The organism is Pseudomonas sp. NPDC089554, assembly GCF_050280645.1.
Classification (GTDB): domain Bacteria; phylum Pseudomonadota; class Gammaproteobacteria; order Pseudomonadales; family Pseudomonadaceae; genus Aquipseudomonas.
Map to the genome: position 1 here is coordinate 52738 of NZ_JBNNVR010000003.1, position 13308 is coordinate 66045.

General features: G+C 64.0%; 12 protein-coding genes. 9 read left to right on the forward strand and 3 right to left on the reverse strand.

What is annotated here, in order from left to right; genetic code table 11:
- Window position 1: 1 nt before the first annotated feature.
- Window positions 2-274, reverse strand: a complete 273-nt coding sequence (locus ACQKPE_RS01910) for a hypothetical protein (RefSeq protein WP_427663074.1) — start codon at window positions 272-274, stop codon at window positions 2-4.
- A 224-nt stretch (window positions 275-498) separates the two neighbouring features.
- Here ACQKPE_RS01910 and ACQKPE_RS01915 point away from each other — a divergent pair, with 224 nt between their 5' ends.
- The 5 genes from ACQKPE_RS01915 (at window position 499) to ACQKPE_RS01935 (ending at window position 2848) form a co-directional block, all read left to right on the forward strand.
- Window positions 499-777 (forward strand): BrnT family toxin, encoded by a 279-nt coding sequence (locus ACQKPE_RS01915; protein WP_427663075.1) that lies wholly within the window; start codon window positions 499-501, stop codon window positions 775-777.
- Window positions 755-1009: a BrnA antitoxin family protein gene (locus ACQKPE_RS01920; RefSeq protein WP_427663076.1), complete on the forward strand. Its 255-nt coding sequence runs from the start codon at window positions 755-757 to the stop codon at window positions 1007-1009. The genes ACQKPE_RS01915 and ACQKPE_RS01920 overlap by 23 nt, the downstream gene beginning before the upstream one ends.
- A gap of 73 nt (window positions 1010-1082) precedes the next feature.
- The gene (locus tag ACQKPE_RS01925; protein WP_427663077.1) at window positions 1083-1475 is read left to right on the forward strand and encodes a transcriptional regulator; all 393 of its coding nucleotides are present in this window, start codon (window positions 1083-1085) and stop codon (window positions 1473-1475) included.
- A gap of 107 nt (window positions 1476-1582) precedes the next feature.
- Window positions 1583-2509 (forward strand): DMT family transporter, encoded by a 927-nt coding sequence (locus ACQKPE_RS01930; protein WP_427663078.1) that lies wholly within the window; start codon window positions 1583-1585, stop codon window positions 2507-2509.
- Window positions 2510-2719: 210 nt separating this feature from the next.
- Complete coding sequence (locus ACQKPE_RS01935; protein ID WP_256815133.1) at window positions 2720-2848, forward strand: PA1414 family protein; 129 nt, start codon at window positions 2720-2722, stop codon at window positions 2846-2848.
- A 62-nt stretch (window positions 2849-2910) separates the two neighbouring features.
- Here ACQKPE_RS01935 and ACQKPE_RS01940 read toward each other — a convergent pair whose 3' ends face one another.
- Window positions 2911-4290: a sodium:solute symporter gene (locus ACQKPE_RS01940; protein WP_427663079.1), complete on the reverse strand. Its 1380-nt coding sequence runs from the start codon at window positions 4288-4290 to the stop codon at window positions 2911-2913.
- 144 nt (window positions 4291-4434) lie between these two features.
- Entirely contained in the window at window positions 4435-5385 is a 951-nt protein-coding gene (gene speB / locus ACQKPE_RS01945; RefSeq protein WP_427663080.1) for an agmatinase, read from the reverse strand.
- A gap of 212 nt (window positions 5386-5597) precedes the next feature.
- Between speB and ACQKPE_RS01950 the strand changes: the two genes are divergently transcribed.
- The 4 genes from ACQKPE_RS01950 to ACQKPE_RS01965 all read left to right on the forward strand — a co-directional run bounded on the left by ACQKPE_RS01950 (window position 5598) and on the right by ACQKPE_RS01965 (window position 13304).
- The gene (locus tag ACQKPE_RS01950; RefSeq protein WP_427663081.1) at window positions 5598-6491 is read left to right on the forward strand and encodes a LysR family transcriptional regulator; all 894 of its coding nucleotides are present in this window, start codon (window positions 5598-5600) and stop codon (window positions 6489-6491) included.
- 169 nt (window positions 6492-6660) lie between these two features.
- Window positions 6661-8226, forward strand: coding sequence for a methyl-accepting chemotaxis protein (locus ACQKPE_RS01955; RefSeq protein WP_427663082.1), 1566 nt, complete (start codon window positions 6661-6663; stop codon window positions 8224-8226).
- 76 nt (window positions 8227-8302) lie between these two features.
- Window positions 8303-8908 (forward strand): tRNA-uridine aminocarboxypropyltransferase, encoded by a 606-nt coding sequence (locus tag ACQKPE_RS01960; protein ID WP_427663083.1) that lies wholly within the window; start codon window positions 8303-8305, stop codon window positions 8906-8908.
- A 64-nt stretch (window positions 8909-8972) separates the two neighbouring features.
- A complete protein-coding gene (locus ACQKPE_RS01965) occupies window positions 8973-13304 on the forward strand; it encodes an NEL-type E3 ubiquitin ligase domain-containing protein (RefSeq protein WP_427663084.1) in 4332 nt (1443 codons plus the stop codon).
- The last annotated feature ends 4 nt before the right edge of the window (window positions 13305-13308 follow it).

Here is a 13308-nt window from a genome sequence, read left to right on the forward strand (position 1 = left end):
ATCACTCTGCTTTCTTCTCTGCTGTTTTCAATTCCGCGATGCGCTTGTCGATCAGCTGGCATTTGTCCGGCAAGTCCTTGCTCGCCGTGCCCAGCTCCATGCCTTGCAGCTCATCGTTGATTTCCTTGGCCTTTTGCGGGTTTTGTTCGGTCAGCTGGGTAACCAGCTTGGCCAGGTCCTCGCGCTTTTGCGTGGCCTCTTCCGGGGTGCAGGCCCAGGTGGGCAGGGTGAAGAGCAGGGTGGTGAGCAGTGTGACGCTGTGCACGATCTTCATAACGACAGCCTCCGCAACAGGGTTGAAGGGTTGAGCGCTAACGCGTTTGGAAAGTTCAGGTGAACCTATGAGCTGCGTGTAGCTGCCGTCCCTGTCCTGCGTGGGGCTTTTCCTTATCTTCATTTTCGATCATTTGCCCAATTGATTTGCGCCTCACGCCTCTTCTAGCCTTCGTCGCCAGGAGGGCGTATTGTGTATGTACAAAAGTAAATACGTGCAGTCTCATGCAGTTTGAATGGGATGAGCGCAAGAACCTGCTCAACATTCGTAAGCACGGTATCGATTTCCGTGACGTGCCAGAAATGTTCCTGCACCCAATGTTGAGCGTGTGCGATGACCGATATGACTACGACGAGGCCCGCTGGGTCAGCCTTGGTTGGCTGAGAGGGCTGGTTGGCGTGGTTGTATATACCGAGCGGCGTGGTGATGTGATTCGCATCATTTCCGCCCGAAAAGCCACCAGAAAGGAGGCCATACGTTATGACCAAACCATCCAGCACTGACTGGAGCCGCCTGGCCCGCCAGCAGGACCACGACATCGACACTTCGGATATTCCGGAGCTGGACGAAGCATTCTTCCAGCAAGCCCAGCTGCAGGTCCCGGCCAAGAAAGCCGTGACGATTCGCCTGGACGCCGACGTGCTGGCCTGGTTCAAGGAGCAGGGCAGCGGTTACCAAACCCGGATCAACCAATTGCTGCGTCAATACATGCAGGCGCAGCAACGCCTGCGTTGATTCTGTTTGAACGTTGCCGTGACCCCGTGAGTCCGAAGCTGTGTACCCCTGTCCACAGCAAGAGGCCACCACCATGAGCACCTACGACTGGGACCTGATCGAACGCTTGCTGCACGAGGTGCAGAACGGCGCCGGTCATACCTTCACCGCCCGCCCCTATGCCGAGCAGCATGCGGCCGCGCTGGCCGCCCAAGGCGAGCCGGTGGGCGATCTGGACCACTTGAAAACCCTCGCCTGCGAGTACGAGCAACTGCTGTTCATGCGCGGCTTCATCGATAGCCGGCCCGCCGAAGATGGCGGTAATGGCAAGAACTTCGTGCTCACCGAGCGCGGCTCGCGCCTGCTCAGTCTGATCGACAGCAGCATCCCCGGCTTCGAGCACCCGCGGCAGGTGTTGGACGAACAGGCGGACGCGCTGGACGAAAGTACCTTCGAGCGGGTATCGGCCAAGGCGCAGATCGCCTGATCACGCGTTCGAGGCTGGTCATACGCGGGCGGCACACCCGATAATCGGCAGTCCGTTTTTCACTGCCGAGCGTTGCCGATGCCAACCCCGAACCTTGAGGGCCGCCCATGAGTGCGGCCCGCAAACACCCCGATGCCTTTGCCTTGCAGGTAATGCTCGGGCTATGCCTGATCTGGGGTTGCCAGCAGGTACTGATCAAATGGGCCGCTGCCGATATCGCCCCGGTGATGCAGGCCGCCCTGCGCTCAGGTATCGCCGCTGCGCTGGTGGGCCTGATGATCTGCTGGCGCGGTGGTTGGGGACAGGTTGGCAGCACATGGCGCGCCGGGTTGTTGGCCGGTGGATTGTTCGGCCTGGAGTTCCTGTTCATCGCCGAAGGTCTGAAGTTGACGTCGGCAGCGCACATGTCGGTATTTCTCTACACCGCGCCGGTATTCACTGCCTTGGGCCTGCATCTGTTGCTGCCCAGCGAGCGCTTGCGGCCTCTGCAGTGGTTGGGGATTTTGCTGGCATTCGCTGGTATCGCCACGGCATTCGCCGGGGGCATGTCGTTCGAGACCCTCGATGCTTCCATGCTATGGGGCGATGCCTTGGGCGTGTTGGCGGGGTTGGCCTGGGGCGCGACCACGGTGGTAGTACGCGCGTCGCGCCTGTCGGAGGCGCCTGCGACGTTGACGCTGTTCTACCAATTGGCGGTGGGTTTCGCCGGGCTGCTGCTGATGGCGTTGCTGAGCGGGCAGATCGGCGCCGTGGTACTGACCCCGCTGGCCATCGGCAGCGTGCTGTTCCAGGGCCTGGTGGTGTCATTCTTCAGTTACCTCACCTGGTTCTGGCTGCTGCGCAAGTACCTGGCTTCGAACCTGGCGGTGTTCTCGTTCATCACACCGCTGTTTGGCGTGACGTTCGGTGTGCTGTTACTGGGCGAGCCGCTGAGCCTGAACTTCGTACTGGGGGCCCTGATGGTATTGCTGGGGGTCGTGATGGTCAGCGCCGAGCCTTGGGTGCGTCGGCAATTGCGGCGGGTGATCGGCTGAACGGGTTTCCGATCGGGGCTCTGGATCGATTTGCAACAAGCGGAAACAGTTGACCGGCCGTCGGCACACGCGCTTTCTGCTTGATCCGCGTCAAACTCGCCCTTATGTGTATGAATAGAGGCATGCGCAATACAGAACATCCGACTATGATCTGTATGAAGCATCGCAAGACTTGGATTTGCCGTGAGGCTGACCCGTAAAGGGGGCACTATGAACAAGCGCATGTACAACTGGCTCCACGACCTTGCTGTCGCCCTGGGCTTGCTCCCGCCACCATTGCAGCCGGTACCGATACCGACTGACGAAGAACAGCGCAAACGCCAGCCGCGTCGCCGCTGAAACCATGAAAAAAGGCCGCTGCATCAGTGCGATGCAGCGGCCTTTTTCGTTGTCGCGTTATTTCAAGCCAGGTTTACCGCCGCCGTTGGCTTGCGCGACAGCAGGCTGACCAGCACGAAGCTCACCAGGCCCACCGCCAGGCTGTAGTAGATCGGCGAGTTGGCTTCCATGCCGTCCTTGAACATGAAGAACAGCGCGGTGACGAAGCCCAGCGACATGCTGGCGATGGCACCGGCGGTGGTCGCGCGTTTCCAGAAGATCGCACCGATCAGCGGGATCAGCATGCCACCGACCAGCAGGTTGTAGGCCAGGGTCAGGGCCGCGATCACATCATTCACCGCCAGGGCGATGCCCAGCACCGCAAGGCCGGTGAGCAGGGTGAACAGGCGGTTCACGCCCAGGCTCGACTGCTTGCCGCCGCGCAGCTTGGGCAGCAGGTCTTCGGTCAGGGTGGTGGACGCTGCCAGCAGGCCGGCGCTGGCGGTGGACATCATCGCCGCCAGTGCCGCGGCCATCAGCAGGCCACGGATGCCGTCGGGCAGGGTGGTCTTGATCATCTCGGCGAAGGCGTTGTTCGGGTTGGCCAGGTCTGGCATCAGCACATGGGCGGCCATGCCGATCATCGCGCAGGCCAGGCCGTACAGCACGCAGTAGATCCCGGCGGTGGTGCCTGCACGCTGGCAGACCTTCTCGTCACGCGCGGTGAACACGCGCTGCCAGATGTCCTGGCCGATCAGGATGCCGAAGAAGTAGATCAGGAAGTAGGTGATGATAGTGTCCCAGCCGATGGTGGTCAGCTGGAAGCTGGCCGCCGGCAGCTTGGCTACCAGGGTGTCCCAGCCGCCGGCCTTGTAGACGCACACCGGCAGCAGGATGAACATCAGGCCCACGGTCTTGATGACGAACTGCACGATGTCGGTCAGGGTCAGCGACCACATGCCGCCGATGGTCGAGTAGACCACCACCACGCCGCCACCGAACAGCAACGCCATCCAGAACGGCACGTCCAGCAACACTTCCAGTACGGTGCCCATGGCCAAGGTGGAAACCACGCCGATCATCAGCGCATAAGCCAGCATGATCACCGCGCTGGCCTGGCGCGCCATGGGGTTGTAGCGCCGCTCCAGCACCTGGGTCACGGTGAAGATGCGCAGGCGCAGCAGGGGTTTGGCGAGGAACAGGTTCAGGGCGATGATGCCCAGGCCCAGCGCGGCGCACAGCCAGAAGCCGGAAATGCCGTGCACGTAGCCCAGGCGCACGGTACCGACGGTGGACGCACCGCCCAGTACGGTGGTGGCCATGGTGCCCATGTACAGGGTCGGGCCGAGGTTGCGCCCGGCTACCAGGTAGTCTTCGTGGGTTTTCGCGCGCCGCATGCCGTAGTAGCCAAGCGCGAGCATGGCGGCGGCATAGAGCACTACAACAATGATGTCCAAGGCCATGGGGTGTCTCCGATTATCTTTATTATGGCGAGATCGACCGCTCGGGCGGGCTCACCGTGCCCGGCGGTCTTTGTCTTATAGTGGTGGGCCTCTATGGCCCTGTCCCATGGCTCCTGCCTGGGTTGCTACGGGGCGAGACGCGCGTCAGCGGCGCACCACGCCTGGGAGTACGCAGAGCATCTCGAACAACAGGTTGGCGCCCAGCAACGAGGTGTTGCCAGTGGTGTCGTAGGGGGGCGAGACCTCCACCAGGTCGCAGCCGATCAGGTCCAGGCCCTGGCAACCGCGGATGATTTCCATCGCCTGGATGGTGGTCAGGCCGCCGATTTCCGGGGTGCCGGTGCCTGGCGCCCAGGCCGGGTCGATGCCATCGATGTCGAAGGACAGGTACACAGGCCCGCCACCGACTTTCTCGCGTACCTCGGCCATCAGCGGCGCCAGCGACTTGTGCCAGCATTCCTCGGCCTGCACCACACGAAAGCCCTGGCGACGGCTCCAGTTGAAGTCGTCAGCGGTGTAGCCCTGGGCGCGCAGGCCGATCTGCACCACGCGCTCGCAATCGAGCAGGCCTTCTTCCACGGCGCGGCGGAAAGTGGTGCCGTGGGCGATCTTCTCGCCGAACATATGGTCGTTGACGTCGGCGTGGGCGTCGATGTGCACCAGGCCGATCTTGCCGTGCTTCTTGTGCAGGGCCCGCAGGATCGGCAGGGTGATGGTGTGGTCGCCGCCCAGGGTCATCGGGATGACATTGTGCTCGACGATCTCGTCGTAGGCTTCTTCGATGATGCGCACGGCGTCGAGCAGGTTGAAGGTGTTGATCGCCACGTCACCAATGTCGGCCACCGACAGCGAGTCGAACGGCGCGGCACCTGTGGCCATGTTGTAGGGGCGGATCATCACCGACTCGGCGCGGATCTGCCGCGGGCCGAAGCGGGTACCGGAGCGCAGCGAGGTGCCGATGTCCAGCGGCACGCCGATGAAGGCGGCGTCCAGGCCTTCGGCGCTTGGCAGGTGGGGCAGACGGAGCATGGTGGCGATGCCGCCGAAACGCGGCATTTCGTTGCCGCCCAGTGGTTGGTGGAGAATCTTGTCCACGGTGGGCCTCATCAGTTTTGCGATTGTTCTGTTTGTCAGTACCTCTGCTACGACGTGAGCGGTCGGCAAGCAGGGACATTTCGCCGCAGTCTGCGCAAGGTAGTGGCCGGGAAGAATCGCTACCGACAAATACTTACTTCAGGAATTTCTGAACTAAAGGCCATCGAGCGAGTTAGACTCTGCGCATTTCCAGCCTGCGGAACCCCTGCACCATGGCGTCTTCCATGCCCGACCTGAAACTGCTGCGCATCTTCGTCAGCGTGGTGCGCCACCAGGGTTTCGCCAATGCCCAGCGCGAGCTGAACCTGTCCACCTCGGCCATCAGCACCTACATGAGCCAGCTGGAGAGCGCCCTGGGCCTGGTGCTGTGCCACCGCGGTCGTGGTGGTTTCAGCCTGACCAGCAAGGGTGAGTTGTTCCACCAGGAGACCTTGCGCCTGTTCGCCGAGCTCGACGGCTTCGAACAGTATGCCGCAGCGCTCAAGGGTGAACTGCGCGGCACCTTGAACCTGGGGGTGATCGACTCCACGGTCGGCGACCGCGCCTTGCCGCTGGCCGAAGCCATCGGTGCCTACAGCCAGGAGCATCCGGGCGTGCACCTGCACCTGTCGGTGTCCAGCCCCTATGAGCTGCAGCTTGGGGTGCAGGACAACCGACTGGACCTGGCCATCGGCGCGTTTTCCTCGCGCATGAGTGGCCTGGTCTACCAACCGCTGTACCGCGAACAGCACTGGCTGTATTGCAGCAGCCGCCATTCGCTGTTCAGCGAGCGGCGCATCCCTGCGCAGGTCATCACCCAGCAGCGCATGGTCGGGCGCGGCTACTGGAGCCAGGCGGAGCTGGCACGCCACGGCTTCAAGCACAGCGCGGCGACGGTGGAGAGCATGGAGGCGCAGCTGATCCTGATTCTTTCCGGCGCCTACATTGGCTACCTGCCCGAGCACTATGCGCAGGCTTGGGTCGACAAGGGCGACCTGCGCGTGCTGTCGCCTGCCACGTTCGGCTACCAGGCGCCGTTCTCGCTCATCATCCGCCGCGGGCGCAGCCGGGAGCCTTTGATCCAGACTTTCCGTGACCTGCTCAAGTCGCAGTTGAACGTTGGGTGAAAGGTTACAGCGGGCGATTGCGTCCAATTGCGTGGACAGACGCTGTAAATACATTCCGTCAGATAGGGAACTTTCCTACTAAATCCTCATCACCAGCCTGAAAAAGCTCTGCTAAACCTTTACTTGCTTTGTTGAAATTTCTCATATCTCGACAGCAAGGATCGCCACGATGCGCATGAATTTGCCCGTCACCGAGCATGAAAGAACGTTCCCCAGCGAGCAGCGACTGATCTCCACCACCGACCTCAACAGCCGTATCACCTATTGCAACGATGCCTTCGTGGCGATCAGCGGCTTCACCTACGACGAGTTGGTGGGGCAGACGCACAACCTGGTGCGCCACCCTGACATGCCGCCGTCCGTGTTCGGCCATATGTGGGACACCATCAAGCAGGGCAAGCCGTGGATGGGCGTGGTCAAGAACCGTGCGAAGAACGGCGATTTCTACTGGGTCAGCGCCTACGTCACGGCGGTCTACGAAAATGGCCGCATCAGCGGCTACGAGTCGGTGCGCTCGGTGCCCAGCCGCGAACAGATCCGCCGCGCCGAGGCGCTCTACGCGCGGCTACGTGCCGGGCAGCGGCCGGTGCCCTGGGCGGCGCGTGTGCTGCATCACCTGGGCGAAGGTTGGCCGCTGGTCGTGGCCGGGCTGCTGTCGGCCGCCGCCTACCTGTGGTTGCCGGCCTATGCCGCGCTGGCGGTGCTGATGGCCAGCCTGCTGGGCGCCTGGTACCTCATCGAGTTACGCCAGAACAGCGCCATCCGCCGCACCCTGGCGGAGCACCCGAAGGCCTTCACCAGCCCGCTGGTGGCCCTGACCTACAGCGATAGCCCTGGCCTGCGTGGGCAATTGGACCTGGCCATTGTCAGCGAAGAGGCGCGTTTGCAGACGGCCCTGACCCGCCTGGTAGATGCCGGTGTCGGGGTCAAGTCGCGGGCCGCGCAGTCCGCCGAGCTGTCCGACTCCCAGGCGCAGATGCTCGACCGCCAGCGCAGCGAAACCGACCAGTCGGCCACCGCCATCGCGCAAATGGCGGCGACCATCCAGCAGGTCACCCACAACGTGCAGAGCACCGCCCACGCCGCCAGCGACTGCGACCAGCTGGCGCAGCAGGGCAGCGAGCTGGCCGAGCAGAGCCTCAAGGCCATGGGCAGCATGAGCGAGGCGGTGGGCGATATCGGCCAGGCGGTGAATGCCCTGGCCGAGCAGACCCAGTCGATCGGCAGCGTGGTGGATGTGATCACCTCTATCGCCGAGCAGACCAACCTGCTGGCGCTCAACGCCGCCATCGAGGCTGCACGGGCGGGCGAGCAGGGGCGGGGGTTCGCGGTGGTGGCCGACGAGGTGCGTTCGCTGGCCCAGCGCACCCGCTCCTCCACCGAGGAAATCCATCAAATCATTGCCTCGTTGCGTGCCGGCGCCGAGCGGGCGGTCAGCAGCGCCAGCCGGGGCGAGCAGATCTCCCGCGACAGCGTACACAGTGTCGAGGCGGTGCAGTCGGCGCTGTGCGGCATCGTCCAGGCAGTGAGCCGCATCACTGGCATGAGCCAGCAGATGGCCACGGCTTCCGAGCAGCAAAGCCACGTGGCCGAGGACATCAACCAGCAGATCGTGCGCATCGCCCAGTTGTGCGACCAGAGCGCCGGGCAGGCCCAGCAGGGCGCCGAGATCAGCCAGGACCTGGAACGCATGGCCGAATACCTGCACAGCCTGGCCGAACGCTTCAACCGCTGACGTCGTATTTTCCCCACAGGGACGTGGGGGCTTTTACCTGAGGCTGTGGCACACTGCGCCCGGTAAGGAGATACCGATGCCCAGACCCCGCTGCGAGCGCTGCCAGCGCCCGCTGGACCACTGCCTTTGCCCGCTGATTCCGCGCCTCGACAGCCGTACCCGCGTGGTCGTGCTGCAACACCCGAGCGAATCTTCCCACGCCTTGAACACTGCCCGCCTGGCCGCCTTGGGGCTGGTCAATGCCGAGTTGCGTGTGGGCGAGGTGTTCGATGACTTGCCTGCTCTGCTGGACACCTCGGGGTATCGCGCGACGTTGCTTTTCCCAGGTGAGCAGGCGCAGCCCTTGGTGGCTTACGGATCGTGCGATGACAGGCCGCTGCTGCTGATCGTGCCCGACGGCACCTGGCGCAAGGCACGCAAGCTGCTGTACCTGAACCCATTGCTCGAGGCGCTGCCCAGGGTGACCCTGGAGGCGGTCGCAGCATCGCGTTATCGCCTGCGCAAGGCGCCCGAGCCTGGCGCGCTTTCTACGCTGGAGGCAGTGGTACAGGCCTTGAACATCCTCGAGCAACCCACCTGCTTCGATGCCTTGCTGCAACCCTTCGAGGCGCTTATCGAGGGACAGATACGGGCCATGGGCAGCGCAACCTTCGAACGTAACCATGGCGACGGTGAGCGTTAAGTAACTCCGCTGAAGCGGATGGCTGTGGTGTTCTCCGGTTCCCCTAAAACCGAAGGAACAGACCATGACCTCTTCCGCTATTGCCCGCGATTCGGTCGATGCGTTCATTGCCGAGCAGCTTCCTCACTGGATGAAAAACGCCAGCGTCGATCGCCTGAACGCACTGCACCAGGCGCTGCTGACCCAGCAACGGGCGCAAACCCAGCTGGAGACCTTGCGCGGCGCGGTCGTTTCCCTGGACGCCTTTGCCGAACCGCTGCTGGTCAAGGCCATGCAAGAGGCGACCGGGGAGCTGCTCGATGTGCGCAAGTGCCGGATGCTACGGGTGTGGCGTGAGCTCGACCCGCTGGTCCTGCCCGTAGGGCCGTTGAGCTGGATCCGCCACGAATCGGAGCAGGGCCTGCTGGTTGGCGCATTGCACAATTTTGCCGCCAGCGAAGAGGACGACACGGCCTTGCAGTCCGACTCGCGTCTGTTCGACGACAATGGCGCCACCTTGGCGCTTGCTCCAGGGCAGTTCATTGCGCTGTGCCGCACACTCGATCTGGGTGGGCAGTACCAGACCTACCTCAAGAGCCATTTGGCACCTACCGACCCACAGGTAGCCCGGGCACTGGAGAAAGGGCTCGAGGAAATCCTGCGCTCGAATTTCGAGGCCCAGTTGCGCCTGGGTGCGCTCAGCCAAGCGATCGACGAACGTACCTTCCTGCAACTGTTGCCGGTGGTCAGTGCCACGGCCATCGTGCCGGCTTATGCAGTGTCGGTGCGTCCCCGGCAGCTGTACCTGCTGGGCAAGCGCATGATTGGCCCGGTCACCCTGGAAATCCGCCGCGATGCCAGTAGCGATGCGCCGTTGGAAGGCGTGGTCGCCTGGATACCGGGCGACCCAGAGGGTGCGCTCGGGCGCCATGCCTCGTGGGCGGCACTGTACGCGGTGCTCGGTCGACGTATGCGTGAGCCGGGCTATCCGGCGTTCTTCGCCCGGTTCGTCAGCGAGCGCGACCGTCCCGCCTTCACCCATGCCTTGAGCGCGTTGCTGGCTGAGCCAGGGACGGTCGCGGTGGTGCTGGACGGACGTGACCTGCCCATCGAGGGCGAACTGCTGCCTTACCTGCGCCGAGCCCAGACCGATCGAATCATCGACGATGCCCGGGTGCTGGCAGTGCCTACCGAGGACGAAGACCGGGCGACCCGGGAGGCGCGCCTGCACGAATATGAAAGCGCCGGGCTCGACCTGCTGACGCTGGCCTCGTTGTTCGTCCCCGGGCTTGGCCTGGCGATGCTTGGCGTCAGCGCGGTGCAGGTCGCCCGCGAGGTGTACGAGGGTTACCAGGATTGGCAGTTGGGCGACCGCGAGGCGGCGCTCGGGCACGTGTTCGCCGTGGCGGCGAGCGTGGTGGTGGGCGCGGGCACTGCCGCAGCCACGGCGGCTGTGGCGCGCTTGGCGCAGCGCGTGGACTTTGTCGACGGGCTGTTGCCGGTGCTGGTCGACGACCGCCTGCGGCTGTGCAACGCGTCCCTGGATGCCTACCGCAGTCGCGAGGTGGAGGCGGCGATCGGTCAGGTGCAGAGTCACGTCGAACAACACGCACTGAAGCTGCACGCTGGCAGCTTCAAGGTCGAGCCTGCCGTGGGCGAGGGCGAGTGGCGAATCGTCCACCCGATCAGGGAAGGCGCTTATTCGCCCGTGCTGCGCGATAACGGCACGGGCGGCTGGCATCACGATCTCGATCAGCCTGGCGACTGGCAGGATGAGCGTCTGTTGCTGGCGCGGCTAGGCAGCGCACTGGCCGATGTCAGTGATGTCGAGGCCCGGGCACTGACCCAGACCACCGGTATCGATGCCGACCGCCTGCGTCGGCTGCATCTGGAAGGCGCGCCAGCGCCGGCCAGGCTGATCGACGCACTGGATCGCCATCGCCTGCATGTGGCCGAGCCAGCCCTGGATGCCGAGGCGGTCGAGTTGCGCATCGCCGGTCGACAGCAGGCCGAAGAGGCGGGGCCGAGACTGTTGCAGCGTGACTTTCCCAACCTGAGCCGGCGCAGCGCCAAGGCGATCCATGCGCTGGCCAGCGGCGCGCAACATGCGCGGATGCTGGCCTCTTCGAAAGTCCCCCTGCCGCTGGCCGAGCAGGCCCGTTGGGCACTGCGCGATGCACGCCTGGACCGGGCCTGTGCCGGGCTGTTGCAGGCCCAAGCGGTCAACACCGATACGCGCCTTTTGATGCTACGCATGGCCGACCAACTGATGCCCTGGCGTCAGGAGGTGAGGGTGGAACTGCGCGACGGCGCGGCCGATGGGGTGGTGCTGGCGCGTCAGGGAGCGGACGAGGCGACGCAGGTGCGACGTATCGTCTGCACTGCCCAAGGCCATCAGGCCATCGACGCGGCCGGGCAGGCGGTAGTTGGCAGTACGCCAGAGGACAGCCTGGCGCAGGCGTTGCTGTGGCATATGGAGCTGTCACAGAAGCTGCAACTGGGTGTCGTCCAGCCCACCGCCAAGCAACTGACCACTGCCGTGTTGCGCAGGATCAATGCCGACCGCGAGCAGGCCGCCAGCTTGATCGGTATGCTTGCCCCGGCGCGTGGCCTGCGCCCTCCGGTGCGGCTGGGAGATGGGCGCCTGGGCTATCCCTTGAGCGGGCGTGGGCAAGGGGCGGTCGCCAGCCTCACCAGGGGAATGCGTCGACTGTTCCCGACCCTCAGCGAAGGGCAGATCGGCGATTATCTCGAGCAGCAGGTGTCGGCGGGCTTGTCGCCCTGGCAGCACCTTGTCGACCTGGAGCGTCAGCTATCGTCATTGCGCGCGACACTGGAGCAGTGGTGCCGCGAGGGCGATGGCCTGTTGCAGCGGCTCCAGCGTCGTCGACTGGCCAAGTACCTGCGCCGCACCTGGCGGCGCAAGTCGAGCGATGCGGCTGGCAACTACCAGCTGATCGTCGATGGCGAGGTCGTCGGTGAGTTGCCGACCCTGCCCGAGCATGTCCAGTTCGGCCATCTGAGTCACCTGACGCTGCGCAACCTGAAGCTGGCCACCCTGGAACGGGCGTTCATCGAGCGGTTTTCCGGCTTGCGCCGACTCGACCTTAGCGGCAATACGCTGGTGACCGTGCCCGAGGGCATCGAGCAGCTTACTCAGCTGACCCACCTGAACCTGGCGGACAACCAGCTCGTTCTGGATGTCGAGGGCAACGGCAGGTTGTCGGCACTGACGAGCCTGCAGTGGCTCGACCTGAGTGGCAACCCGGTCGGCATGGTGCCGGACCTGACCGCTGCCCGCGCCCTGCGCACGGTCTCGTTGCGCAATACCGGGTTGAGCGGTGTGCCTGTCGGGTTGCTCGAGCATCCCTCTCTCGACGCCATCGACCTACGGGACAACCGTATCCATGTGGTCAGCGAAGTGCTGATACAAACCCATCGCTCGCGTTTGGGACGCTTCGTATTGCACGACAATCCCTTGTCGGACGACAGCAGGGCTCGCCTGCAATCACTGTCTCCGTACCCGTCGCGTGGCGAGCACGCAGCGTTCAGCGAGACCGCGCGCGATACCTGGCTGGCGGACCTGACGCCCGCTGAGCGCAGCCGGCACCTGGCCCTGTGGGATCGGCTGGCTGCCGAGCACGGGCAACAGGCCCTGGACCTCTTCCGTTTTTTCCGGGACCTGGGGCGTTCGGACGACTACCTCAACCAACCGGCGCGGATGCGCCAGCGGGTTTGGGCGATCATCGAGATATGCGAGCAGAACAGCGAGGTACGCGAGGCTGTGTTCCAGCAGGTGGCTGGCGTGCGCACCTGCTCGGACCAGCTCCTGCTGCTGCTGGCCGCCCTTGAAGTACGGGTCATGGTGGTGCGCAGCACTTCGGGCCTTACGGGGGCTGGGGCTGAGCGCGCATTGCTGGAGTTGGGTCGGTCTCTGTTCCGCCTCGACCAAGTGGACCGAATAGCAGCGTCCTATGTCGACACGCTCAGGAGGATGAGCCCCATCGACGAGGTCGATGACGTGGAAATCTACCTGGGTTTTCGTGTCGGGCTGGCCAAGAGCCTGGGGCTGCCGGAGCAGCCCGAATACATGAATTTCGGCAACGTCAGCCACGTGGGGCGCGGGGACCTGCGCGATGCCAGGGTCACGGTGCTGGCTCAGGAGAACAACAACAGCTTGAGCCTGTCGCTGGTGAGCAGGGACTTTTGGCAAACGTATCTGCGTGAGAACTATCGCGAGCGCTTCCAGGCCATGGATGCGCCTTTCCATGAGCGCCTAGAGGCGCTGGATCCGCAAGCCAGCACCGAGCAGGTGTACATGGCGGCCGTTGACGCCCTGATGGTGGAGCAGCGCGCCGCCGAACTCGAGCTGATGCGCAGCCTGACTCGGGAGGCCTACACACGTTTCTTGCCATAACAGC

Coding starts and splice junctions, on each gene's coding strand:
- ACQKPE_RS01925 (WP_427663077.1), top strand. CDS start 1,083: ATGAGCACCTACGACTGGGACCTGATCGAACGCTTGCTGCACGAGGTG.
- ACQKPE_RS01950 (WP_427663081.1), top strand. CDS start 5,598: ATGGCGTCTTCCATGCCCGACCTGAAACTGCTGCGCATCTTCGTCAGC.
- ACQKPE_RS01915 (WP_427663075.1), top strand. CDS start 499: ATGCAGTTTGAATGGGATGAGCGCAAGAACCTGCTCAACATTCGTAAG.
- ACQKPE_RS01935 (WP_256815133.1), top strand. CDS start 2,720: ATGAACAAGCGCATGTACAACTGGCTCCACGACCTTGCTGTCGCCCTG.
- ACQKPE_RS01965 (WP_427663084.1), top strand. CDS start 8,973: ATGACCTCTTCCGCTATTGCCCGCGATTCGGTCGATGCGTTCATTGCC.
- ACQKPE_RS01910 (WP_427663074.1), bottom strand. CDS start 274: ATGAAGATCGTGCACAGCGTCACACTGCTCACCACCCTGCTCTTCACC.
- ACQKPE_RS01930 (WP_427663078.1), top strand. CDS start 1,583: ATGAGTGCGGCCCGCAAACACCCCGATGCCTTTGCCTTGCAGGTAATG.
- ACQKPE_RS01955 (WP_427663082.1), top strand. CDS start 6,661: ATGCGCATGAATTTGCCCGTCACCGAGCATGAAAGAACGTTCCCCAGC.
- ACQKPE_RS01920 (WP_427663076.1), top strand. CDS start 755: ATGACCAAACCATCCAGCACTGACTGGAGCCGCCTGGCCCGCCAGCAG.
- ACQKPE_RS01960 (WP_427663083.1), top strand. CDS start 8,303: ATGCCCAGACCCCGCTGCGAGCGCTGCCAGCGCCCGCTGGACCACTGC.
- ACQKPE_RS01940 (WP_427663079.1), bottom strand. CDS start 4,290: ATGGCCTTGGACATCATTGTTGTAGTGCTCTATGCCGCCGCCATGCTC.